General features: G+C 72.1%; 26 protein-coding genes. 18 read left to right on the top strand and 8 right to left on the bottom strand.

The features are described from left to right. The first annotated feature begins 45 nt into the window (after positions 1-45). From alr to ACIOJD_RS05300, 4 genes are all read left to right on the top strand, one after another. The gene (gene alr / locus ACIOJD_RS05315) at positions 46-1,209 is read left to right on the top strand and encodes an alanine racemase (RefSeq protein WP_401908427.1); all 1,164 of its coding nucleotides are present in this window, start codon (positions 46-48) and stop codon (positions 1,207-1,209) included. Between the two features lie 197 nt (positions 1,210-1,406). Then, positions 1,407-2,696, top strand: a complete 1,290-nt coding sequence (locus ACIOJD_RS05310; protein ID WP_401909023.1) for an alpha/beta fold hydrolase — start codon at positions 1,407-1,409, stop codon at positions 2,694-2,696. After that, the gene (gene tsaE, locus ACIOJD_RS05305; RefSeq protein WP_401908425.1) at positions 2,668-3,228 is read left to right on the top strand and encodes a tRNA (adenosine(37)-N6)-threonylcarbamoyltransferase complex ATPase subunit type 1 TsaE; all 561 of its coding nucleotides are present in this window, start codon (positions 2,668-2,670) and stop codon (positions 3,226-3,228) included. Before ACIOJD_RS05310 ends, tsaE begins: the two co-directional genes overlap by 29 nt. 330 nt (positions 3,229-3,558) lie before the next feature. Continuing rightward, positions 3,559-3,807: a hypothetical protein gene (locus tag ACIOJD_RS05300; protein WP_401908423.1), complete on the top strand. Its 249-nt coding sequence runs from the start codon at positions 3,559-3,561 to the stop codon at positions 3,805-3,807. Positions 3,808-3,923: 116 nt separating this feature from the next. Here ACIOJD_RS05300 and ACIOJD_RS05295 read toward each other — a convergent pair whose 3' ends face one another. Further along, complete coding sequence (locus tag ACIOJD_RS05295) at positions 3,924-4,490, bottom strand: hypothetical protein (RefSeq protein ID WP_401908421.1); 567 nt, start codon at positions 4,488-4,490, stop codon at positions 3,924-3,926. Between the two features lie 103 nt (positions 4,491-4,593). Here ACIOJD_RS05295 and tsaB point away from each other — a divergent pair, with 103 nt between their 5' ends. From tsaB to ACIOJD_RS05275, 4 genes are read left to right on the top strand one after another with little or no spacing between them, the layout of a single operon-like run. Further along, positions 4,594-5,247, top strand: coding sequence for a tRNA (adenosine(37)-N6)-threonylcarbamoyltransferase complex dimerization subunit type 1 TsaB (gene tsaB, locus ACIOJD_RS05290; protein WP_401908419.1), 654 nt, complete (start codon positions 4,594-4,596; stop codon positions 5,245-5,247). Positions 5,248-5,282: 35 nt separating this feature from the next. Then, positions 5,283-5,873, top strand: a complete 591-nt coding sequence (gene rimI / locus ACIOJD_RS05285) for a ribosomal protein S18-alanine N-acetyltransferase (protein ID WP_401909020.1) — start codon at positions 5,283-5,285, stop codon at positions 5,871-5,873. Continuing rightward, a complete protein-coding gene (gene tsaD / locus ACIOJD_RS05280; protein ID WP_401908418.1) occupies positions 5,866-6,999 on the top strand; it encodes a tRNA (adenosine(37)-N6)-threonylcarbamoyltransferase complex transferase subunit TsaD in 1,134 nt (377 codons plus the stop codon). Before rimI ends, tsaD begins: the two co-directional genes overlap by 8 nt. 7 nt (positions 7,000-7,006) lie before the next feature. Continuing rightward, entirely contained in the window at positions 7,007-7,267 is a 261-nt protein-coding gene (locus ACIOJD_RS05275; RefSeq protein ID WP_401908416.1) for a hypothetical protein, read from the top strand. Between the two features lie 49 nt (positions 7,268-7,316). On the opposite strand, the gene ACIOJD_RS05270 is transcribed toward ACIOJD_RS05275, so the two are convergent. Together ACIOJD_RS05270 and ACIOJD_RS05265 are read right to left on the bottom strand one after the other, a co-directional pair. After that, a complete protein-coding gene (locus ACIOJD_RS05270; protein ID WP_401908415.1) occupies positions 7,317-8,093 on the bottom strand; it encodes an SDR family NAD(P)-dependent oxidoreductase in 777 nt (258 codons plus the stop codon). 86 nt (positions 8,094-8,179) lie between these two features. After that, positions 8,180-9,130 (bottom strand): SDR family NAD(P)-dependent oxidoreductase, encoded by a 951-nt coding sequence (locus tag ACIOJD_RS05265; RefSeq protein WP_401908414.1) that lies wholly within the window; start codon positions 9,128-9,130, stop codon positions 8,180-8,182. Positions 9,131-9,410: 280 nt separating this feature from the next. On the opposite strand from ACIOJD_RS05265, the gene ACIOJD_RS05260 reads away from it, so the two are divergent. Next, on the top strand, positions 9,411-9,992 hold the full coding sequence (locus ACIOJD_RS05260; protein ID WP_401908412.1) for a TetR/AcrR family transcriptional regulator: 582 nt from the start codon (positions 9,411-9,413) through the stop codon (positions 9,990-9,992). Between the two features lie 188 nt (positions 9,993-10,180). Here ACIOJD_RS05260 and ACIOJD_RS05255 read toward each other — a convergent pair whose 3' ends face one another. After that, entirely contained in the window at positions 10,181-11,455 is a 1,275-nt protein-coding gene (locus tag ACIOJD_RS05255; RefSeq protein ID WP_401908410.1) for a cytochrome P450, read from the bottom strand. Between the two features lie 116 nt (positions 11,456-11,571). On the opposite strand from ACIOJD_RS05255, the gene ACIOJD_RS05250 reads away from it, so the two are divergent. The 3 genes from ACIOJD_RS05250 to ACIOJD_RS05240 all read left to right on the top strand — a co-directional run bounded on the left by ACIOJD_RS05250 (position 11,572) and on the right by ACIOJD_RS05240 (position 14,361). Further along, positions 11,572-12,252, top strand: coding sequence for a TetR/AcrR family transcriptional regulator (locus tag ACIOJD_RS05250; protein ID WP_401908409.1), 681 nt, complete (start codon positions 11,572-11,574; stop codon positions 12,250-12,252). Positions 12,253-12,530: 278 nt separating this feature from the next. Continuing rightward, positions 12,531-12,884: a YciI family protein gene (locus ACIOJD_RS05245; RefSeq protein ID WP_401908407.1), complete on the top strand. Its 354-nt coding sequence runs from the start codon at positions 12,531-12,533 to the stop codon at positions 12,882-12,884. Positions 12,885-13,122: 238 nt separating this feature from the next. After that, positions 13,123-14,361 carry an RNA polymerase sigma factor gene (locus ACIOJD_RS05240; protein WP_401909017.1) on the top strand — a complete coding sequence of 413 codons (1,239 nt, stop codon included), beginning with the start codon at positions 13,123-13,125 and terminating at the stop codon, positions 14,359-14,361. Between the two features lie 14 nt (positions 14,362-14,375). Here the strand turns inward: ACIOJD_RS05240 and ACIOJD_RS05235 are convergent, their stop codons facing one another. Next, the gene (locus tag ACIOJD_RS05235) at positions 14,376-14,921 is read right to left on the bottom strand and encodes a potassium channel family protein (RefSeq protein ID WP_401908405.1); all 546 of its coding nucleotides are present in this window, start codon (positions 14,919-14,921) and stop codon (positions 14,376-14,378) included. Between the two features lie 160 nt (positions 14,922-15,081). After that, positions 15,082-15,939 carry a helix-turn-helix transcriptional regulator gene (locus tag ACIOJD_RS05230; protein ID WP_401908404.1) on the bottom strand — a complete coding sequence of 286 codons (858 nt, stop codon included), beginning with the start codon at positions 15,937-15,939 and terminating at the stop codon, positions 15,082-15,084. A gap of 505 nt (positions 15,940-16,444) precedes the next feature. Between ACIOJD_RS05230 and ACIOJD_RS05225 the strand changes: the two genes are divergently transcribed. From ACIOJD_RS05225 to ACIOJD_RS05210, 4 genes are all read left to right on the top strand, one after another. Continuing rightward, complete coding sequence (locus tag ACIOJD_RS05225; protein ID WP_401908402.1) at positions 16,445-17,206, top strand: SDR family NAD(P)-dependent oxidoreductase; 762 nt, start codon at positions 16,445-16,447, stop codon at positions 17,204-17,206. A 132-nt stretch (positions 17,207-17,338) separates the two neighbouring features. Continuing rightward, positions 17,339-17,977, top strand: a complete 639-nt coding sequence (locus ACIOJD_RS05220) for a hypothetical protein (protein WP_401908401.1) — start codon at positions 17,339-17,341, stop codon at positions 17,975-17,977. Between the two features lie 80 nt (positions 17,978-18,057). Further along, on the top strand, positions 18,058-18,768 hold the full coding sequence (locus ACIOJD_RS05215; RefSeq protein ID WP_401908399.1) for a hypothetical protein: 711 nt from the start codon (positions 18,058-18,060) through the stop codon (positions 18,766-18,768). 71 nt (positions 18,769-18,839) lie between these two features. Next, positions 18,840-19,205: a hypothetical protein gene (locus ACIOJD_RS05210; protein WP_401908398.1), complete on the top strand. Its 366-nt coding sequence runs from the start codon at positions 18,840-18,842 to the stop codon at positions 19,203-19,205. On the opposite strand, the gene ACIOJD_RS05205 is transcribed toward ACIOJD_RS05210, so the two are convergent. Next, positions 19,175-19,459 carry a hypothetical protein gene (locus ACIOJD_RS05205; RefSeq protein WP_401908396.1) on the bottom strand — a complete coding sequence of 95 codons (285 nt, stop codon included), beginning with the start codon at positions 19,457-19,459 and terminating at the stop codon, positions 19,175-19,177. The genes ACIOJD_RS05210 and ACIOJD_RS05205 overlap by 31 nt on opposite strands. Further along, entirely contained in the window at positions 19,437-20,948 is a 1,512-nt protein-coding gene (locus ACIOJD_RS05200) for an SAM-dependent methyltransferase (protein WP_401909015.1), read from the bottom strand. Before ACIOJD_RS05200 ends, ACIOJD_RS05205 begins: the two co-directional genes overlap by 23 nt. A 112-nt stretch (positions 20,949-21,060) precedes the next feature. Between ACIOJD_RS05200 and ACIOJD_RS05195 the strand changes: the two genes are divergently transcribed. Both ACIOJD_RS05195 and ACIOJD_RS05190 read left to right on the top strand, forming a co-directional pair. Further along, positions 21,061-22,089 carry a polysaccharide deacetylase family protein gene (locus tag ACIOJD_RS05195; RefSeq protein ID WP_401908395.1) on the top strand — a complete coding sequence of 343 codons (1,029 nt, stop codon included), beginning with the start codon at positions 21,061-21,063 and terminating at the stop codon, positions 22,087-22,089. Beyond that, on the top strand, positions 22,086-22,517 hold the full coding sequence (locus ACIOJD_RS05190; RefSeq protein ID WP_401908393.1) for a hypothetical protein: 432 nt from the start codon (positions 22,086-22,088) through the stop codon (positions 22,515-22,517). Before ACIOJD_RS05195 ends, ACIOJD_RS05190 begins: the two co-directional genes overlap by 4 nt. Positions 22,518-22,641: the final 124 nt, after the last annotated feature.

Raw genomic sequence — 22,641 nt, 5'->3', positions numbered from 1 at the left:
CGCCGCGGCACCGGCCCCGGGGGCCGCTCTGAGACACTGGGCGCGATGACCGGAACGACGCAGACCTCGGCGAGCCTCAGGGCGCGGGCCGAAGTCGATCTCGATGCCCTGCGGGGCAATGTGCGTGCCCTGCGCGCACGCGTGGGGCCCGACACCGCCCTGATGGGGGTTGTGAAGTCCGACGCGTACGGGCACGGCATGCTGCCCGTGGCCCGCGCGGCTCAGGAGGCCGGGGCCACCTGGCTGGGCACCGCCACCCCGCACGAGGCGCTCGCCCTGCGGGCCGGGGGCATCCGGGGCCGAGTGATGTGCTGGCTGTGGACGCCGGGCGACCCCTGGCGCGAAGGCATCGAGGCCGACCTCGACATGTCCGTCAGCGCGATGTGGGCACTGCGCGAGGTGACCGCGGCCGCGCGCGAGGCCGGGCGCCCCGCCCGGATCCAGCTCAAGGCCGACACCGGTCTCGGCCGCAACGGCTGCCAGCCCGCCGACTGGCCCGCACTCGTCACCGCCGCGCTCGCCGCCCAGGCCGCCGGAGAGGTGCGGGTCACCGGCCTCTGGTCGCACTTCGCGTGCGCCGACGAGCCCGGCCATCCCTCCATCACCGCCCAACTCGACGTCTTCCACCAGATGGTGGCGTACGCCGAGAAGGAGGGCGTCGAGCCCGAGGTCCGGCACATCGCCAACTCGGCGGCCACGCTCACCGTCCCCGAGTCGTCCTTCGATCTCGTACGCACCGGCATCGCCATGTACGGCTTCTCGCCCAGCCCCGAACTGGGCACCTCCCGGGACTTCGGCCTGCGGCCCGCCATGACGCTCTCCGCGTCCGTGGCCCTGGTCAAGCAGGTCCCCGAGGGGCACGGGGTCAGTTACGGCCACCACTACCTCACGCCCCGGGAGACCACTCTCGGTCTCGTCCCCCTCGGCTACGCCGACGGCATCCCCCGCCACGCCTCCGGCCGCGGCCCCGTGCTGGTCGGCGGGGTCCGGCGGCGGGTGGCCGGGCGGGTCGCGATGGACCAGTTCGTGGTCGACCTCGAAGGCGACACGCCCGAACCGGGCGCGAGGGCCGTCCTCTTCGGCCCCGGCGACCGGGGCGAACCGACCGCCGACGACTGGGCCGAGGCCGCGGGCACGATCGTGTACGAGATCGTCACACGCATCGGTTCGCGCGTCCCCCGCGTCCATCTCCACGAGCGGTTCGCGTGACCCCCCATGTTCATCTCCGCGAGCGGTCCGCGTGATCTCTTCCGGGTGAAGCCCGGCACGGTGGGGAAGAGGCAAGCCAGAACGACGAGGAGCGCACGGTGAGCGAGAACAGCGCGGCGGGGGACGCGGCGGCCCAGGCGGCCGCCACGGTGGCCAGGGCCACGGGCGCGTCCGCGGGCAGGTCCATAGGCGGTTCGATCGGCGGACTCCTCAGCGGGGTCACGGGCGGGTCCGCGGGCGGAGCCACGGGCAACTGGCGCAAAGCGGGCGTCGCCGGCGCCGCGATAGGCGTGATCGCCGCCGGAGCGGCCGCCGGTGTCGCGATCGAGAGGCTGACCGTCGGCCGTGGCATGCGCAGGAAGGCACGGCTCGCGCTCGACTCCTCGGGACCGTACGGCACGCTGCGCGGCCGGCCGGGCAAGGCGCTCGCGGACGACGGTACGGAGCTGTACTACGAGACCGACGAGATCGAGCCGGAGGGCGGGGGAGCGGCGACGGGGGCGGCGGCCGGTGATTCCGGGGCGGTCTCCGGGGCCGGTTCCGGCGGTGCTCCGAGTCCTCGGCGGCGGCGACTGTTCGGCCGCAGGACCCCCACGCCCGTCACCGTCGTCTTCAGCCACGGCTACTGCCTCAACCAGGACGCCTGGCACTTCCAGCGCGCCGCCCTGCGCGGACTGGTCCGTACCGTCCACTGGGACCAGCGCAGCCACGGCCGTTCCGCTCGCGGGGTCGCCCAGCAGGGTCCCGACGCCGTTCCGGTCAGCATCGACCAGCTCGGCCGCGACCTGAAGGCCGTCATCGACGCGGCGGCGCCCGAGGGGCCGCTGGTGCTGGTCGGCCACTCCATGGGCGGCATGACGATGATGGCCCTGGCCGACCAGTATCCGGAGCTGGTGCGGGACCGCGTCGTGGGCGTCGCCCTCGTCGGTACGTCGAGCGGAAAGCTCGGCGAGGTCAACTACGGGCTCCCGGTCGCGGGCGTGAACGCCGTACGACGGGTCCTCCCCGGTGTCCTCAAGGCGCTCGGCTCGCAGGCCGAACTGGTCGAGCGCGGCCGACGCGCCACCGCCGACCTCTTCGCGGGGCTCATCAAGCGGTACTCGTTCAGCTCGAAGGACGTGGACCCCGCGATCGCGCGGTTCGCCGAGCGGCTCATCGAGAGCACTCCGATCGATGTGGTCGCGGAGTTCTACCCGGCCTTTGTCGACCACGACAAGGCGCACGCGCTCCCGGTCTTCCTGGAGGTCCCGGCGCTGGTCCTGGCCGGGGAGAGCGATCTGGTGACCCCCAGCTCGCACAGTGAGGCCATCGGCGATCTGCTGCCCGACGCGGAGCTGGTGCTGGTCCCGGACGCCGGGCATCTGGTGATGCTGGAGCGTCCCGAGGCTGTCACGGACCGGCTGGCGGACCTGCTGGCGCGGGTCGGCGCGATGCCGGCAGCGGCTAACGTTGGAACGCATGGAAGCACCGCACAGCCCGGCGCCTGACGCCGCCGATCTCCCCGTTGCCCCCGACGCCCCCTCGGGCCTGGCCGTGACCATCGGTTCGCCCGAGCGGATGCGGGAGCTGGGCCGCAGGCTCGCGGCACTGCTGCGCCCCGGCGACCTGGTGATGCTCACCGGCGAACTCGGCGCGGGCAAGACGACCCTGACGCGCGGTCTCGGCGAGGGCCTCGGTGTCCGCGGCGCCGTCACGTCCCCCACCTTCGTGATCGCCCGCGTACACCCGTCCCTGGTCGACGGCCCGGCGCTGGTCCATGTCGACGCGTACCGGCTCGGCGGGGGACTGGACGAGATGGAGGACCTCGATCTCGATGTCTCGCTGCCGGACTCCGTGGTGGTCGTGGAGTGGGGCGACGGCAAGGTCGAGGAACTGTCGGACGACCGGCTGCATGTGGTCATCCACCGGGTCGTGGGGACCGTGGACGCCGGCACGGACGACGACGACCGGCGCACCGTCACGCTGACCGGGCTCGGCGGGCGCTGGGCGGATGCCGATCTGCTGTCACTGACCGACTGAGCCGACGGATCGAGCCGAAGGGGCGAGGCGACGGATCGAGTCGCCGGACCGATCCTGACGGGCCGCGCCGACCGACTGAGCCGAAGGGCCGAGCCGACGGACGGAGCCGAAGGGCCGAGCCGACGGACGGAGCCGAAGGGGTGAGCCGCCGCTGCCGGGGTGACCGGCCCGCGGCCGTGCCCGACCTCGTACATTCGGTCGGCTGTTCCGTACATTCCGACAAGACGTCGGCAAAATGTTGCGCATGCCGTGCCGCGCGTGGTCACATGGTACGGAGACCTGGTTAGGTCTACCTAACCACGCCTGCCCCCGGAGCCTCAGGAGGCATCCATGCCGGCACCAGAGCGCGAAGCGCGTCCGCAGTTCCCCAGGGTCACGTCCATGTCGCCGGCGCCGTTGCCGTCGCCCTCGTCCGTGTCGATGAGCGATCTGCTGGCGTCCTGCGCGGCGGCCTCGGCCGTGTCCACACCGCCGAACGAGCCCTCGGCGACGGAGATCGCGGAGGGCTCGGGAGGTACGGAACGCCCGGAGGGCGTGGCGGACGCGGAGCGTGAGGTGGGGCGGCGCGACGCCGCCTGATCCGGCACGTACGACCGCGGTCGAGGGCCTGGTGATCGTGGGCCTTGTGGTGGGATGCCTTGTGGTGGCGGGACGCGGCGGCCTACGGGACGGCGTGACCTACGGGACGGCGTGACCTACGGGACGACCACGACCGTCGAACCGACCGTCGCGAACGTCCACATCGCGTTGCCGTCCCCCACCTTCATCCTGACGCCGCCCGTCTTCAGCGTCGGGTCTGGGCTGGTCAGCGTGCCGTCCACGGCGGCGCTGAAGCCGATCACCACGCCGTCGACCGTCGTGAACCGTACGACGTGCTCGATCCGTACCCCGTCCGAGCCCGTGACCGACCCGGACCGTGAGGTGACCGAGAACGAACCGGGGGCGGGGCTGACCGTGCTCGGCATCACCGCGAAGGTCCGGGTCACCTTCTCCTTCGCGTCCACCAGCCACACACGCTTGGCGGCCAGCGCGTAGACGACCCGTTCACCCGTGCCCGATGCCTCCGGCAGAGCGGTCGGGTTCTTCTTCGGCTTCTGCGCGGGCGAGCCGGCGGATCCGGAGGAGTGGGAGCCGCTCGGTGAGCCGTTGGGCTTTCCGAGGGTCTCGGGGACGTTCGCCGATGCCTGGTAGGCGAGGAAACCGACCACGGCGACAGCCGCTACGGTGAGCCCGGCCACGATTCCCGAGCTGCTCCTGGACACCTTGATCCACCTCTCGTACGTATGACTCCGTGGTGACGTTAGCAGCAGCTGTGTGACGGGACGGGGCGCCGTGCCCCGGGCCCGGGAGCCGTAGGCTGTTTGCGTGCTTCTGCTCGCCGTTGATACCGCCACGCCCACCGTCACCGTCGCCCTTCACGACGGCACCTCCGTCCTGGCCGCGGAGAGTCAGGTCGACGCCCGACGCCACGGGGAGCTGCTGCTGCCCGCCGTCGACCGGGTCCTCGACCGGGCCGGACTGAAACTGGACGCCGTGACGGAGGTGGTCGTCGGCGTGGGACCGGGGCCCTACACGGGACTGCGCGTGGGGCTGGTGACGGCCCTGACGTTCGGCTCGGCGCTCGGCGTGCCGGTGCGGGGGCTGTGCACGCTGGACGGGCTCGCGTACGCGTCGGGGCTGGAGGAGCCGTTCGTGGTGGCCACGGACGCGCGCCGCAAGGAGGTCTACTGGGCGCGGTACGCCGATGCCCGTACGCGCCTGACCGAACCGGCCGTCGACCGTCCCGCCGACATCACCGAGCGGGTCGCGGCACTGCCCGCGGTCGGCGCGGGCGCGCTGCTCTACCCGGACACCTTCCCGGACGCGCGCGGCCCCGAGCACCAGTCGGCCGCCGCGCTCGCGTCCCTCGCGGCCGAGAAGCTGGACGCGGGCGGGGAGTTCCTGCCGACGCGGCCCCTCTACCTGCGCCGCCCGGACGCTCAGGTGCCCAAGAACTACAAGGTGGTCACCCCGAAGTGACCGTTCCTTCCGTTCCCTCCGTCGCGCTGCGCGAGATGCGCTGGTGGGACATCGAGCCGGTGCTCGCGCTCGAACACGAACTCTTCCCCGAGGACGCCTGGTCACCGGGCATGTTCTGGTCGGAGCTGGCGCACGCGCGCGGCCCGAGGGCCACGCGCCGCTATGTCGTCGCGCAGGACACGGACCGCCGGATCGTCGGCTACGCCGGACTCGCGGCGGCCGGCGGGCTCGGGGACGTACAGACCATCGCCGCCGCCCGCGACCAGTGGGGCACCGGACTGGGCTCCCGCCTCCTCACCGATCTGCTCCAGCACGCCACCGCCGCCGAATGCGAAGAGGTGCTGCTGGAGGTACGGGTCGACAACACCCGGGCGCAGCGGCTGTACGAGCGGTTCGGCTTCGAGCCCATCGGTTTCCGCCGGGGGTACTACCAGCCGGGCAATGTCGACGCCCTCGTCATGCGCCTGCACGTACAGGGATTTCGAGCACAGAACCAACAGGAGCGGGAGCTTCCTCCCGAGCAGGAGCATCCCGAGGGACGGCTCCACGGGCGGGAACCCCAGGTACAGGGCGCCGAGCCCCAGCATGCCGCCGAGCCCCAGCAAGGAACTGAGACCCATGGCTGACGAACCTCTCGTTCTCGGTATCGAGACCTCCTGCGACGAGACGGGCGTCGGCGTCGTGCGCGGGACGACCCTGCTCGCCGACGCCATCGCGTCGAGCGTGGACGAGCACGCGCGCTTCGGCGGTGTGGTGCCGGAGGTCGCGTCCCGCGCGCATCTGGAGGCCATGGTGCCGACGATCGAGCGCGCGCTGCGGGAGGCGGGGGTGTCCGCCCGCGACCTCGACGGGATCGCCGTGACGGCCGGCCCCGGCCTCGCGGGCGCGCTGCTGGTGGGCGTCTCGGCGGCGAAGTCGTACGCGTACGCCCTGGGAAAGCCGCTGTACGGCGTGAACCACCTGGCCTCCCACATCTGCGTCGACCAGCTGGAACACGGCCGGCTGCCCGAGCCGACGATGGCGCTGCTGGTCAGCGGCGGGCACTCGTCGCTGCTGCTCGCGCCCGACATCACGTCCGACGTACGGCCCATGGGGGCGACGATCGACGACGCGGCGGGCGAGGCGTTCGACAAGATCGCGCGCGTGCTGCACCTGGGCTTCCCCGGCGGCCCGGTGATCGACCGGCTGGCCAGGGAGGGCGACCCGGCGGCGATCGCCTTCCCGCGCGGGCTGACCGGGCCGCGTGACGCGCCGTACGACTTCTCCTTCTCCGGCCTGAAGACGGCGGTGGCCCGCTGGATCGAGGCGAAGCGGAACGCGGGCGAGGAGGTGCCGGTACGTGATGTGGCGGCCTCGTTCCAGGAGGCGGTGGTCGACGTGTTGACGCGAAAGGCGGTCCGCGCCTGCAAGGACCAGGGCGTGGACCACCTGATGATCGGCGGCGGGGTCGCGGCGAACTCACGGCTGCGCGCGCTCGCGCAGGAGCGCTGCGAACGGGCGGGCATCCGGCTGCGGGTGCCGCGCCCGGGGCTGTGCACGGACAACGGAGCGATGGTGGCGGCCCTGGGCGCGGAGATGGTGGCGCGTAACCGTCCGGCGTCGGACTGGGAGCTGTCGGCGGACTCCTCGCTGCCGGTGACGGAACCGCACGTACCGGGCACCGCGCACGACCACGACCACGCGCAGGGCCACGCGCAGGGGCATGACCACGACCACGTCCACGAGCTGGCGAAGGACAACCTGTACTCATGAGGCAGACATGACGGTCGCGCTGATGTGGGAGGCCAAGGCCGCGCCCGGCCGGGGCGGGGAACTGCTGGAGTGGGCGCGGTCGATGTCCCGGGAGCTGCCCTGCGCCCCGCTGCGCCGTGAGCTTCTCCGCGCTCCCCAGGACCGCGTCCTGGTCATCACGTGGTGGGACGGTCCGTACGACGCCGATGTCCCCGAACTGCCGGACCCGGCGCCGGACCTGATCGCCCGCCCGGCACATCGCTGGCGCTTCGAGTCCGTCGAGGCGTGAGCGGGCCGGGCGGGCCGAGGGGGGGAGAGACAGCCCCCGCCGCTGTGATTCAGAACTGGCGGGGCAAGCGGTATCCGGCGTCCAGGCGCGGGCTGGAGGCGTTGGCGTAGCCGTTCTCCACCAGGTGGGCGGCGAACGCGGCGAACTCGTCGGGCCTGCCCAGGCGCAGCGGGCCGGCGAAGTGCTGGAGCTGCTGGGCGACGGCCGCCTCGTCGGTGATGTCTCCGGCACTCGGTGTGTCGAAGCCGCCGGCCACGATGGTGTTGACCCGGATGCCGCGCCCGGCGAACTCGCGGGCGGCGGGGAGCGTCATGCCCACGATCGCGGCCTTGGTCGCCGAGTATCCGACCATGCCGACGGTGCCGCCCTCGGCGGCGGCGGACGAGGTGTTGATGATGACCCCGCGCTCGCCGTCGTCGTCGGGCTCGTTGTCGAGCATGGCCGCGGCGGCCTGGCTCATGACATTGAAGGTGCCCACGACGTTCGTGGCGAACATCCGGGTGAAGGCGGCCGGGTCGGTGGGCTTTCCGTCGGGCGTGGTCAGCGGAATCGTGTCGATGTAGCCCGCGGTGTTGACGTCGATGTCGATCCTGCCGAACCGGTCGAGGGTCGCCCGGACCGCCGCGGCCACCTGGTCGGGGTCGGCGACATCGGTCCCGAGCCCGATGGCGTTGCCGCCGATGTCGGCGGCGAGCTTCTCGGCGAGTTCACGGCGGCGTCCGAGGAGGGCGACGTTCGCTCCGCGTTCGGCGAAGTGGCGGGCGACTCCGAGGCCGAGACCGGACGTGGCGCCCGCGATCAGAGCTGTCTTCCCTTGGATGATCATGGCGTGAGGGTTCCTTTCGGGAGCGGGGCGTCTGAGATGTCTGAGGTGTCTGAGGCGTCTGACGTGTCTGACGTGTCTGAGGCGTCTTACGCGCGGAGCATCTTGGTGCCGAGGTCCCACAGCCGCGCCGCGTCGCCCGCGTCGAGTGCGTGGGGGAGCACACCGGTGGTCGCGGAGGGGTCGAGGTCGGGATTGACCACGGCTTCGTTGCAGTCCTCGAAGTAGCGGCCGGTGACGCCGTCGAGCAGCGGGGACGCGGCCACCAGCACCGAGGTGGCGGCGCCCTCCTCGACGGTCTTCCACTTGAAGTCGGCGAAGGCCGCCTCGATCTCCGGCGTCATGTTGCCCTCCTGGTGGCGCTGGAGGCCGGTGCGGATGCCACCGGGCATGACGGCGTTGGCGGTGATGCCGTCGTCGGCCCAGCGCGCGGCCGCGCCCACGGCCAGCAGCGAGTTGGCGGTCTTGGCCTGGCCGTAGGCGGTCCACTCCGCGTAGGGGCGGCGCTCGAAGTTGACGTCGTCGAAGACGACCGGGGAGAAGACGTGGCCGATGGAGGTGAGGGAGACGACGCGCGCGCCGCCCGCCGCGGCGAGCGCCTCGTGGAGGCCGAGGGCCAGATTGAAGTGCCCGAGGTAGTTGGTGGCGAACTGGAGCTCCCAGCCCTCGGGGGTGCGCTGGAGTTCGGGCAGCGCCATGATCCCCGCGTTGTTGACCAGGATGTGCAGCGGGCCCTGCCAGGCGTCGGTGAACGACGTGACCGAGGCCTGGTCGGCGAGCTGAAGCGGGGCGGCGGTCACCGCGGGGTTGCCCGTCTTGGCCGTGATCTCCGCGGCCACGCGGCGGCCGGCCTCGACGTTGCGGACGGCGAGGGTGACGTCGGCTCCGGCGCCGGCCAGGGCGCGGGCCGTCTCCACGCCGATTCCGGAGGTGGCACCGGTGACGATGGCACGCTTGCCGGCCAGGTCGACTCCCTGGACGACCTCGCTGGCGGTGCTGTGGAAGCCGAAGGGCGTGGTGAAGCGCTGGTCGGTGTTCATGGGGGTGTCTCCGTTCGTGTCGGCGTTACCCGTGGAGGCGTTGTGCGGACCACTGCCTCGGGCGCCGTATCGTTATCCGGAATCCGTTCCGGTAAGAGGAAGTTAACCGGAATGGATTCCGGATGCAAGTGGGGTCTCGGCGCGGCCGGGGCTTGAAGTCCGGGTCTGAGGCGGTGTATCCCGTACTGCGGGGGCCGGGCCGTAAGGCCCCCGGCCAGGACCTGAGGGTCGCGATCCGGGCGTACCATGCAAATGGAATGGATTCCGCTTCTTAGGGGTGATGGTGACCGGAACCGGGGCGACGCAGCGCAGACCGCGCGCGGACGGGCAGCGAAACCGCGTCCGCATCCTGGAGGTGGCGCTGCATCTGTTCGTGGAGCGGGGGCCGGACGTCCCCTTCACCGAGATCGCCAAGCAGGCCGGCGTCGGGGTCGGCACCGTCTACCGCCATTTCCCGGCGCGCGAAGACCTCATCGAGGCGGCCTACCGCTCGGAACTCGATGCCGTGTGCGCCGCCGCCGCGGAACTGCTGGAGCAGGCACCGCCACAGGAGGCCCTGCGGATCTGGATGGACCGGTTCGTCGACTACTGGGCCACCAAGATCGGCCTGACGGAGGCGATCGAAGCCGTCGTGGCCGCGGGCGGCGACCCCTTCGCGCAGAGCCGCGGGCGGGTCGACGATGCCGTCGGCACGCTATTGGCGGCGACCGTGACGGCGGGGGCCACGCGTCCCGAGGTCGAACCGGACGACGTGGTGGTGTCCCTCAGCGGTATCGCCATGGTCGCGGCCGTGATCGACGACCGCGATCAGGTGCGCCGGGTGCTCGACCTCTTCTACGAGGGAATCCGCGCCCGCCCCTGAGCGGCATGAACGGAGATCGGCGCCGTTCGCCGCTCCTCGCTTGACGGCCAGAGCCCTGTCGCCCTCGTGCGGGGCATGCGAAGGCCGCAGCCCGTCGCGTGGGACGGGCTGCGGCGAAGCGTTCGCCTAACCCCGGCGGAGCGGCTGTTCCCTTGCTCCCCGGGCCGGTTTCGTACCGTACGGCTCGGCTACCAGCGCACCGGCAGCCGGTTCAGGCCCCGGAGGAGGCCGGGGCGCCAGTCGGGGGCCGCCGCTTCGTCGTCCAGGGTCAGGGCCGGGAAGCGCTCCAGCAGGGTGCGCAGGGCGATGGCGCCCTCCAGGCGGGCCAGTGGGGCGCCCAGGCAGTGGTGGATGCCATGGCCGAAGGCGAGGTGGCCCCGGGTGACGGCCGGGTCGCGGTGGATGTCGAAGCGGTCCGGGCCGGGGAATCGGTCGGGGTCCCGGTTGGCCGCCGCGATCGAGAACATGACGGGCTCGCCCATGGCGATCCGGGTGTCGCCGAGGGTGACGGGTTCGGCGGTGTGACGGTACGAAGTGGCCTGTACGGGCGGCTCGTACCGCAGGGTCTCCTCGATCGCGCCGTCCAGCAGCGTCCAGTCGGCGCGCAGCGCGGCGAGCTGGCCGGGGTGGCGCAGCAGGTGGTGGACGGCGCTGGAGATCAGGTGCGCGGTGGTCTCGTGCCCGGCGACCAGCAGCACGAAGGCCATGCCGAGCAGTTCCTCCGTGTCGAGGCCCTCGCCGTCCTGTCCGTCGGTGGAGTGGATCACCGCGTGCAGCAGATCGCTCTCCGCGGCCCCGGCCGGGAGCGTGCGTTTCTCCTCGATGAGGCCGAGGAAGTACGCCGCCATCTCCTGGTTGGCCCGCTGCGCGGCGTCCGGGGCGGTCGGATCGACGACCGCCGCCGACCAGGCCCGGAACGGCTCCCGGTCGGCGGCCGGGACGCCCAGCAGCTCACAGATGACCGTGACCGGCAGCGGGAAGCCGTACGCGTCGACGAGATCGGCGCGGCCGTCGCCCTCGACGGCGTCGAGCAGCCCGTCGGCGATCTCCTGGACGCGGGGGCGCAGCGCCTGTACCCGGCGCGCGGTGAACTCCCGGGCCACCAGGCGGCGCAGCCGGGTGTGGTCGGGCGGGTCGACCTGGAGCATGTTGCGGCCCACCGCGTGGCCGCCGTCGCTCTTCCAGGAGGAGGAGTGGCGGATGTCGTTGCGCAGCCGCGCGGTGTCGTTGAGGGCGGCGCGGGTCGTGGCGCCGTCGGTGACGAGCCACTGCGGCGCGCCGAGGGGGAGGCGTACGGGATGGACGGCTCCGGCCTCGCGCAGCCCCGCGTAACGGGGGTACGGGTCGGCGGTGAAGCCGGGCCAGTCGCCCAGGGCGAGGTCCTCGGCGCCGGCGTCCTCGGCGCGCACCCCGTCGGTGGTGGGTTCGGTGAGGGCGGTGGCGTCGGTCGGGTCAGTGGGCATGGCGGGCTCCCGGGTCCGAAAACCTTAAACGGGGAAGGCTCCCCGCTTATTCGTTCCGACGATAACAGGAAGTGGGGAGTGCTCCACGTTTGGGTGTGCCGGGGTACCGTACGGCCGTGAGACAGGACGCACAGCGCAACCGGGAGCGGATCCTCGCGGCGGCCCGCGAGGTCTACGCGGAGCAGGGCGTGGAAGCGCCGCTCGATGTGATCGCCCGCCGGGCCGACGTCGGCAACGCCACGCTGTACCGGCGCTTTCCGGACCGGGCCGCGCTGATCGAGGCGGTCTTCCAGGAGGATCTGGCGGCCACCATCGAGGCCGGGGAGCGGATGCGCGGCTCGGCGGATCCGTGGGAGGGACTGAACGGGTACCTGGAGCGCATCTTCTCCGGGCTGGCCACCGACCGGGGCGTCACCGACCTGATGACGACGGACATCGCCGGTGTGCCCACGCTGGAGCAGCTGCATGTCCACAACGCCGAGACCATCGGCGGGCTGCTGGCCCGATGCCGTGAGGACGGTTCCGTACGCGGGGACGTCACTGTCGAGGATGTGCTGTTCACACTCGCGGCGCTGGGCCGTGCGGTACCGGCGGCCGACGCGGTCGTGGCCGGATCGTGGCGGCGGCTGCTCGCGCTCTTCCTCGACGGCCTGCGCGCCGAGGGCGTGCGCCCGCTGCCCGGCGAGCCGCTCACCTCGGAGCAGCTGAAAGGAGCGCTGGGGGCGCTGGGCGCGGCCGGTACGACGGGTAAGCAGGAGGCCGCGCACCGGGCCGGTCGGTCGGGGCCGGCCGAATAGGACCGGTCGATCAGGGCCGACCGAATAGGGCTGGTCGATCGGGACCGGCCGATCAGGACCGGCCGATCAGGACCGGCCGATCAGGACCGGCCGATCAGGACCGGCCGATCGGGGGCCCGGGAAACTTCTCCGAAGAAATCCACGGCGTGTGTCGATCCGGGCGTCTCCTGTTCGACGTAAGGGTGTGAGGCGGAAAACAGCCCGCTTCAGTCACATCCGCTCGTACCCGGTCAAGCTCAGCCGAGCCCGGTCGGGTCGCGTCACACCCAGGAGTCACCATGCCGCGCTATCTCTCCATGATCCGTATCGACGAGTCCACCGCGCCCGACAGCGGCCCCAGCCCCGAGCTCCAGCAGCGCATGGGGGTGCTGCTGGAGGAGATCACCAAGGCCGGGGTCATGCTCGACACCGCCGGTCTGGCGCCGACCTCCGACGGGGTGCGGGTCCGTCTGGACGGCGGGAAGCTCACCGTCACCGACGGTCCGTTCACCGAGTCCAAGGAGGTCATCGGCGGATACGCGATCATCCAGGCGAAGGACAAGGCCGAGGCCGTCGAGTGGGCGCGGCGCTTCGTGGAGGTGCACGAGGGCGAGTTCGACATCACCTGCGAAGTCCGGCAGATCGCGGAGTAACCCGCACGGCGATGCTTCGCCGCGCCCCCGTCCGGTGGGTGTGCTCTGATGGGTGCCCGTGAGGGCCAGACGGGCAGACGGACCGGACGGGCGGGCCGCGGCGGAGCACGCGGACCGCATCGGCGGCGTTGACGGCGTTGACGACATCGACCGTCCCGACGACGCGGCTCATGCGAACGACGCGGCTCATGCGAACGACGCGGACCGTGCGGATCGCACGGACCAGGCGGACCGCGCCGTGGAAGCCGTCTTCAGGATCGAGTCCGCGAAGATCATCGCGGCGGTCGCACGCATCGTCCGCGACGTCGGCATCGCCGAGGAGATCGCGCAGGACGCACTCGTCGCCGCGCTGGAGCGGTGGCCGGAGTCGGGCGTCCCGGAGAAGCCGGGAGCCTGGCTCATGGCCACGGCCAAGCACCGCGCCATCGACCTCGTACGCCGCCGGGAGACTTACGCGCGCAAGCTCGCCGAGGTCGGACACACCCTGGAGGACGTACCGGCGCCCGACGACGCCGGTATCGAGGCCGCCGACGCGGACACCATCGACGACGACCTCCTGCGTCTCATCTTCACCGCCTGCCACCCGGTTCTCTCCACCGAGGCCCGCATCGCCCTCACCCTCCGGCTGCTCGGCGGGCTCACCACCGACGAGATCGCCCGCGCCTTCCTCGCACCCGAGGCGACCGTCGCCCAGCGCATCGTGCGCGCCAAGCGGAGTCTCGCCAGGGCGGGCGTCCCGTTCGAGGTGCCGTACGGAGCGGAACGAGCCGCGCGCCTCTCCTCGGTCCTGGAGGTCGTCTACCTGATCTTCAACGAGGGGTACTCCGCCACCGCGGGCGACGACCTGCTCCGCCCCGGCCTCTGCGAGGACGCCCTCCGGCTCGCGCGCGTACTCAGCGGGCTGATGGCCGAGGAACCCGAAGCGCACGCCCTGGCCGCCCTGCTGGAGCTCCAGGCCTCCCGTACGGCCGCCCGCACCGGGCCCGGCGGGGAGCCGGTGCTCCTCGCCGACCAGAACCGCTCCCGCTGGAACCAGCTCCTCATCCACCGGGGCTTCGCCGCCCTCACCCGCGCGAGCGCGCTCGGCGGTCCGCCGGGCCCGTACGCCCTCCAGGCCGCCGTCGCCGCCTACCACGCCCGCGCGGCGGTCTACGAGGAGACCGACTGGGCCTCGATCGCCGCCCTGTACGCACAGCTCGCCGCGCTCACGCCCTCCCCGGTGGTCGAACTCAACCGCGCCGTCGCCGTATCGATGGCCGAGGGCCCGGCGGCCGCACTGGCGCTCGTGGACGCGCTGGCCGACGAGCCGGCGCTCAGGACGTACCACCTGCTGCCGAGCGTGCGCGGCGACCTGCTGTACCGGCTGGGACGGACGGACGAGGCTCGGGCGGAGTTCGTACGGGCGGCGGGTCTGACCCGCAACGAACGCGAACGCGCGCTGCTCCGGGAGCGCGCGGACCGGATCGGACAGGCCTGAGAGCCCCAGGGCCCTCAGCGCTCCTTCGGGGACGGCGGCCCGCCCGGGGCCGGCGCCGGGTTCGCGTCGTCCGCGGGGCCTCCCGGGGGCCTCAGCAGGTGTTCGATGTGGTCGAAGCGGTTGTGCAGGGCGCGCATCTCGTCGGAGACGTCCGCCTCTCCCTTTCGCCCGGCGTGTTCGACGGCCACGGCCAGTTGACGCATGTCGTGGGCGGCCCCGCCTACGAACCAGGTGGCGATGGACGCGGTGACGATGCTGAACACCGCGATCCCGACGAGCATCACCACCGACGCGATGACGCGCCCCGGTGCCGTCACGGGATAGAGGTCCCCGTAACCGACGGTGGTGGCGGTCTCGATGGACCACCACAGGGCAAGGGGGAAGGACGTGATGGTCGCGCGGGGCGCCGACGCCTCGAACGGGACGATGATCCACGAGCCGACCAGGAGAACCAGCACGACGGCCAGCGTGGCCCACACGGCGGCCCGCACGTGGAGCCGCTGCCAGCGTGCGTTGCCGAGCAGCCTTTTCAGCAGGTACGCGAAGGACAGCGGCGGCATGGGGGTACCTCGCTCGGGAGCGGCATCAGGTCGGACGGGTCAGGATCTGGCCGGTGTCGGGCCGGACAGCTGACTCGGCTGCCTCGAAGCTACGCGCGGCCCGGCGGTCGGGGGCGTCCGACACACAGCCGCCCGCCCGCGGCCGTACGTCCACATGGCCTCACGCCGGCGAGTCCAGCGGAGTCGATGCCAGGGAACCGAGCAGGCGCAGGGATTCGGCCGACGGGGAGTCCGGTTCGACGGTGAAGAGATTGACCATCTGGTCGGGGTCCTCGGGGAAGACGAGGGTTTCGCCGTGGAACACCATGGCCCCGACGTCCGGGTGGTGCACATGCTTGACGCAGTGCGTGGCGAAGTGCACGTCGTACCCGGCCCACCAGCGGCGGAAGTCGGCGTCCCGGACGGACAACTCGCCGATCAGTTCGGCCAGTCGGGGATCGTGCGGGAAACGGCCGCTGTAACGGCGCAGATTCGCGACGCTGTCCGCCGCCATCGACTCCCACTCCTCGAAACGTTCGCGCGCGGTGGGATCCAGGAAGACATAGCGGGCGAAGTTGCGTTGGCGGGCGGGCAGCGCGTCGAAATCGGTGAGTACGGAGTGGGCCAGCCGGTTGGAGGCGAGGATGTCCATCCGGTGGCCGATGACGAACATCGGTATGTGCGCGAGGCTCGCCAGCAGGTTGACCAGTCCCGGCCGGATGCGCTGCGCGGCCGGTGCGCGGCGGCGGGACCGGGCGCGGGGCGGGCGGGCCAGGTCGAAGAGGTGGTCGCGTTCGGTCGGACTCAGGCGCAGGGCGCGGGCGACGGCGTCCAGGACGCTGTCGGAGATGTTGAGGTCACGGCCCTGCTCCAGGCGCGCGTAGTAGTCCGCGCTGACGCCCGCCAGGTACGCCACTTCCTCGCGCCGCAGACCGGGGACCCGGCGCGGCCCCGGATGAGGCTGAACCCCGGCCTGTTCGGGAGTGATCCGGGCACGCCGGGTACGGAGAAACTCCCGCAGTTCCCTGTTGTGCTCCATCCGTACGACTCTAGCCGGGCGGTACGCCCCGCCGGTCCGTACAAGGTAGGTCTGCCGGACCTGGGTGGATCAGGGCGCGGCCGAGCCGGTGCGGGGGTGGCGCGCGGTGGTTGGCTGGACGCTCCGGCACATCGAGGAAGACGGCGATGACGGGCGGGGCCGGAACGGTTCTCGGGTGATGCCTTCGGCCGTGACCAGGCCGTCGTAGGGGCCATCTAGGGCATCGCGGTCGAAGGCGCCACACCCGCCCAGGTGGCGCCGGTCCGGCTCCGTTCCCTGGGGGAGCGGTTCGGGCTGCCGGTGGTGTCGATCCCGGTACGCGGCGGGCCGCGCGTGTCGACGAGAACATCGGGTCGCCGGCGGTCACGCTCGACGCGGAGCCCGGAGCGGGTGTCGGACACCCGGGAAGCCCGCGCGTAACGCACCACGTACGACGCACCACGTACGACGCACGACGTAGCACGTACGACAGCCGAGAAACGAAGAGGAAGAGGGAGAACAGCACATGAGTGGACGCCTGGACGGAACGGTCGCGCTGGTCACCGGCGCGAGCAGCGGTATCGGCGAGGCTGCGGCCCTCTCGCTCGCCGCCGAGGGCGCGGTGGTCGCGGTGGTGGCGCGGCGCAAGGACCGGCTCGACGATCTCGTGACCCGTATCCAGGACGCGGGCGGCCGCGCACACGCCTTCGGCGTGGACATCACGGCACCCGGCGAGGCGGAAGCGCTGGTCGCCCGGGTCGTGGAGGCGCTCGGCAGGCTGGACACCGTCGTCAACAACGCGGGCGTGATGCTGCTCGGGCCCGCCCTGGACACCCCCTTCGAGGAGTGGCAGCGGATGGTCGACCTCAACCTGTCGGCGCTGCTGCGGGTCACCCACGCCGCGCTGCCGCACCTGGTCACGGCCGCCGACACCGGACAGCGCGGGGTCGCCGACCTGGTGAACATCAGCTCGGTCGCCGGGCGGACGGCCAGCGCCGGTGCGGCGGTCTACAACCTGACGAAGTTCGGGGTCACGGCGATGAGCGAGGCACTGCGCCAGGAACTCACGGGCCGGCACGTACGGGTGAGCGCGGTGGAGCCGGGCGCGGTGATCACCGAGCTGACGGATCACATCCGGGACGGGGTGCGGGAGGGCACAGAGGCCTGGTACGCCGGGATGGAGAGCTTGCGCGCGGAGGACATCGCGGACGCGATCCACTACATCGTGACCCGCCCGCGCCGGATGGCGGTCAACGAGATGCTGATCCGGCCCACGGAACAGGTCTGAGGCGAGGGCCCCGGTCCGTGCCCCCGGTCCGTGCCCCCGGTCCGTGTCCCCAGCCGCGGGCGTAGTCCGGCCACGAACCGGGGCCACGACCACCTCGTGGGCCTGCCGACGTGGCCGGATAACCTCGTCCGCATGTCTCGCCGTGGTCAGCTCCCTCCGCCCCCGCCGCCCGTACACCTGCGCGCGTGGCCGGACCGTGACGCGCTGCTCGCCGACCGGCACGGAGTACTCGCGGACCTGGGCGGGCGGAGCCTCGGGACCGGTGCGCTGGCGCTGTTCTGGCTGCTGGTCGCGGGTGCGCAGCTGGGCTGGGCGCTGATCGGAGGCGCTCTGACCTCGGTCAACGGCGGGTTCGATCCGATCGCCGCCGTTCTCGTCGCGGTGCTCGCGACGCTCGGTCTCGGCATCATGCTGGGCGCCGGGATCCTCCTCGGGATCCAGGTCCGCAGGCAGCGCGTGATGCGCGGCCTGATGGACCGGTGGGCGGAGCTGGAGAGCGACCCGGCGGGCGACGCGCGCTTCCGGATGGCGGGTCCGAGCCTGTGGTGGCTGCTCACGTCGTTCGCGGCGTGTGCGGTGGGCCTGTGGATCGCCCTGGTCGTGCCGGCCACGGCCGAGGCGGGCGAGGACACCTATATGGACGTCGTGTACGGGATGGGGGCGGGGACCCTCCTCTGGATCGCCGGGCTGCTCGGCGGGGCGCGGGCGGTGGAGCACTACCGGTGGGCGGTGCGGCTGGTCGTACCGGCGCGGGGGATTTCCGCGAAGTAGCGCCGTCCGCCCGAAGGGCGTGGCCACCGCTGTACCACCCCACCGGACCGGTGCTCATACGCACCGCTAATCTCTGCCCAATGATCAGCCGCGCCCCGCTGCCGCCCCCTCCACCGCCGGAGGAAATCCGTTCCTGGCCCGACCACGAGGCACTGCTCGCCGACCGCGCCGAGGCCATGGTGGCACTGACCCGGCGCGGGCTCGGGTTCGGCCGGCTGCTCTTCCTCTGGCTGACGGGCCTGGTCGCCGTGGTCGGCTGGGCGGCGGCCGGACTGGCGATACAGAGCTTCGAACAGGGCGGCCTCGGTTATCTGACCGGGCTGGTGACGCTGGCCCTCGCGGCGGTCCTCCTGGTGCCGGCGGGGGTGGGAATCGGTTTCTGGCTGAGCCGGGGCCGTACCGTACGGCAGCGGCTCGACGCCTGGGCCGAACTCGCTCCCGGTGCCATGACCGACGTACGAGTACGAGCGCATGGACGCTGCGTGACCTGGCTGCTGCCGTCCGTACTGCTGTGTGCGGTGGCCCTGTGGTCGGTGTTCCGGGCGGTGACGGGGGCCGGCCCCGGAGCCGGGGTCGGTCCGGACGCCGGTGCGGGGGCGGGATCCGGGGCGGGATCCGGTGCCTGGCTCGGCTCGGCGACCGTGGGTGAGATGGCGTACGCGCTGGGCTGGATGGCCACGTTCCTGGCGACCGGTGTGCTGGGCATCGTCCAGGCGGTCCGGCATCAGCGCTGGTCCGAGCGGTTGCTGAGCCCGGTCCGGGTCCGCGGGGGCGGGGGCGCTCATCGCTGACGCCGTATCCACCGCCTCCGTCCTATCCTGAAGAGGGAACGCGTGCGCCATTCAGGTGTAAGGGGCGGCGGATGGAATGGCTTTGGTGGATTTTCATCTTCTTCATCGTGGGCGGCTTCAGCTGGATGGTCGACACGGGCCGGACAGCGCTGCGGACCCGTCACGAGCGGCGAATCGAGCGCCTCAAGCTGGCGGAGAAGGAACGGCTCGCCCTTGAGGAGGCCCACAAGCCTCCGGAGGCGGTCTGCGGCTGCTCGCACCACTTGGCGAAGCACGACCGGCGGGGCAAGTGCCACGAGGACGTGGAGACGCCGACGCAGTGGGACGGGAACAAGAAACCGCTGCGGTACGAACTCCGGCAGTGCAACTGCCAGCAGTACGTCGGACCGCAGCCGCTGTCGCAGATCTACGCGGATGAGCTGACGGACCTGGACTGACGGCAGGCGGAGGGCGGGTCGCCGCGTTCCGCGCCGGGCCCGTCGACCGGGCGTCGCGCGATGCGCGCGGGACACCCTGTCGGCCACGCCCTGCCGGCGCCGGACGCCTCGCGCCGCCAACGCGCCTCGATACGGTCGACGGTCGCGTCCATACGCCGTACCTGCCCGTCCAGGCGGCGCCGCATGTCGTCGAGATCACCGGCGGGACGCGCCAGTTCGTCCGCCGATACGTCAAGATCCGCCCGGTCCACCATGATTGCCCGACGCGAGTCGCACCGCGGCGGGGCGCCCGATCAGCATCGTCGGGGCCCCGGCGACCCGGGTGAGGAAGACGGTCGCCGCGTTCGGGCCCTTGAGCTTCATCCGGCGGCGCAGCTCCTCCGGCTCCACGGCGGAACCGCGTTTCTTCACCGTCAGGACACCGACCTCGCGTTCGCGCAGCAGGGCCTTCAACTTCTTCAGATTGAAGGGGAGTTCGTCGGTGATCTCGTAGGCGGTGGCATACGGGGTGGGGCGCAGTTCGTCGGCGGTGATGTACGCGATCGTCTCGTCGATCAGCCCGCCGGCCAGCTCTTCGGCGACCTCGGCGACCAGATGGGCGCGGATGACGGCGCCGTCCGGCTCGTACAGGAAGCGGCCGGTCCGGCGGACGGGCGGGTCGGGCAGGCCACGGCCGGCGAGGGTGGCGGCGGAGGGGAGGAGGGTGGCGCGGCGGGTGCCGGGGACAACGGCGTTCTCCGGATTCCGCAAGCCGTCCCGCGGGCGGTTTCGCGGGTCCTCCGTCCGGTCCTGGGCCTGGCCCCGGTCCTGCTTCGGGTCCCGGTCCTGGTCCCGGTCCCGGTCCCGGTCCTGGTCCCGGTCCCGGTCCCGGTCCCGGTCCCGGTCTCCGTCGTGCCAGAGGACGGCCTCCTTGACATCACCGCCGTCCGAGATCCACTCGGCCTCGAAGTCGTCCGGGATCAGCTCGTGCGGAATGCCGGGCGCGATCTTGACCGCGCCCAGACCTGCCCGGCGTACGGCGTCGATCGCCCAGGACAGCGGCGGTGAGTACGCCTCCGGATCGAAGATCCTGCCTCGGCCGCCACGCCGGGCGGGGTCGATGAACAGGGCCCGGGGGCCGGGGGCCCCGCACTCCGGGCCGCGCTCCGGGTCGTACTCCCGTACATCCGCGCAGGTCACGGTCATGGGCGGGCTGTCAGGGGCCAGTGTGCGCACATTGGCCAGGGCGATCTCGCAGGTCAGCGGGTCGAGATCGACGGCGGATACGGCGAAGCCCGCGCGGGCCAGTTCGATCGCGTCGCCGCCGATACCGCAGCAGAGGTCCGTGACGCTCACCGCCGGTCCTGAGCCCGGTCCCGCGTCCGGTCCTGAGCGCCCCTGTACGGAGCCTGTTCCCGAGTCCGGCCCGGAGCCGGGACCCGGCGGGGTGGGCGCGATGGCGCGGAACCGGGCGGCCCGGTAGGCGGCGACGGTGCTCCGGGTGGCCTGCTCGACGCCGTTCGGCGTGAAGTACATGCGATACGCGTCCGCCGCGCCGAACTTCGCCACTCCGCGCTGGCGCAGTCGCGCCTGCGCCAGCGCCGCCGAGACCAGTTCGGCCGGGTGCTCGCGGCGCAGCCGGGTGGCGAGGGTGAGTTCCTGGGCCGGGTCGTGGTCACGCAGCTCGGCGAGGAGCGCCTGGCCCTCGGCGGAGAGCAGCGGTTCGAGGTGGGGGGAGGGGGAGCGGTCGGTCACCCGGCCCATTGTGGGCCAGCCGGGGGATGGTGCGCGTCGGACGGCGGTGTCGTCCCGGAGAGCGGGCTGTGCGCTGACAGGATGCGGCGCCATGCAACTAGTACGACAAAAGGAAGAAATGATGACAAAGGTGACGGTGCTGCGGGGCAGGCCCGGCCGCACCGTCCTGGCCGTGCTGCTGGCCGCCGCCCTCGGCTCCGGATGTGCTGCGGAGACCGGCGAACCGGCCGCGTCCGGGACGGGGGCCGCGTCCGGGTCCGCCGAGCCCGGCAAATCCACAGCCGGACGGGAGGGGGTGGAGGGACATCAGGGGCATGAAGGGCAGGGGGGACGGTCCGGGAAACAGGGCAAGGAGGGGCACGGGGCACCGGAGGCGCACAAGCCCGGTTCGGCCGGGGCCCGCGCCGCGTACGCCGAGGAAGTGCGCCGCACGCAGGCCGCGCGCGCCGTCGCGGCCAAGAAGTGGGGGCTCACCGCCACACCTCTCGCCGCGCCCCCGCCGCCCGCCGTCAAGCCGGAGATCACCACACGCGACGGCTTCGAGGTCGAGGGCGGCGATGAGCTGCCACCGATCTTCACCACCGTTCCCGTCAAGGACAAGGTCGTCTTCCTGACGATCGACGACGGCGCGGAGAAGGACCCCGAGTTGCTGCGGATGATGAGCGAACTGAAGCTCCCGTACACCGCGTTCCTCAGCGACTACGTCATCAACGACAACTACGGCTACTTCAAGCAGATGCAGGACCGTGGTGTCACGCTGAACAATCACACCCTCAACCACCCCTATATGCCCGGCCTTTCGTACGACGAGCAGAAGCAGGAGATCTGCGGCCAGCAGGACAAGCTGGCGAAGCGGTACGGCAAGCGCCCCGTGCTCTTCCGCCCGCCGTACGGCAACTACAACGCCGACACACTGCGCGCCGCGAAGGCGTGCGGCATCAAGGCCGCGCCGATCTGGGCGTCCGAGGCGTTCCCCGACCACATGGAGTGGCGTGAGTGGGACCGGGACATGCATCCGGGCGACATCATCCTCACGCACTTCCGGGGGCGCGAGGACTGGAAGGGCACCATGCCCGACATGATCCGGCACGTGATGAAGGTGATCACGGACAAGGGGTACTCCGTGGCCAAGCTGGAGGACTACGTATGAGACCCGCGCACCGGCTGCTGGCCGGAGTGCTGGCAGCCGGTGCGTTCCTCACCGCCGGCTGCGCGCAGTCGGTGGACCCCATCGAACGGCTCGGCCGCAAGGCGGCGCAAGGAATGAGCCCGCACGCGCCACCCCGGCCCCCGCACGCCCCGGTCGCACCCCCTCACGCGCCACCCCGGCCCCCGCGCACCCCGGCTCCGCCCCCGCACGCACCGGCCCTCCCCGCACCGGCCCTGCGCGCCCCCGCCCCGGCCCCGGCCTCCGTCCTCGCTCCCGTACCGCCCTCGGCCCGTGCGAACACGCGCGGGCCCCACAGACGCGCGCGCCCCGCCCGCCGCGTGCTCCCGTGGCGTCCGCCCGCCCGTGCTCATGGCGCTCGCGCGCCGCTCCCGTACGGAACCCTCGGCTCCCGCGCCGCGTTCCCGTAGCGGGAACGAACCGCCGCATCGGCATCGAAACGAGCCGCCACACCGGCGATAATTGGCACTCCGCTTGACCGAGTGCTAATCGCGGTCATAGTGTCAGGCCTGGCACTCCCCACTGGAGAGTGCC

Origin of the sequence: Streptomyces sp. NPDC088116 (assembly GCF_044741745.1) — a bacterium.
Lineage (GTDB): Bacteria > Actinomycetota > Actinomycetes > Streptomycetales > Streptomycetaceae > Streptomyces.
Note: the sequence above shows the minus strand (reverse complement) of the source record. Positions and strands in the feature narration are given on the sequence as shown.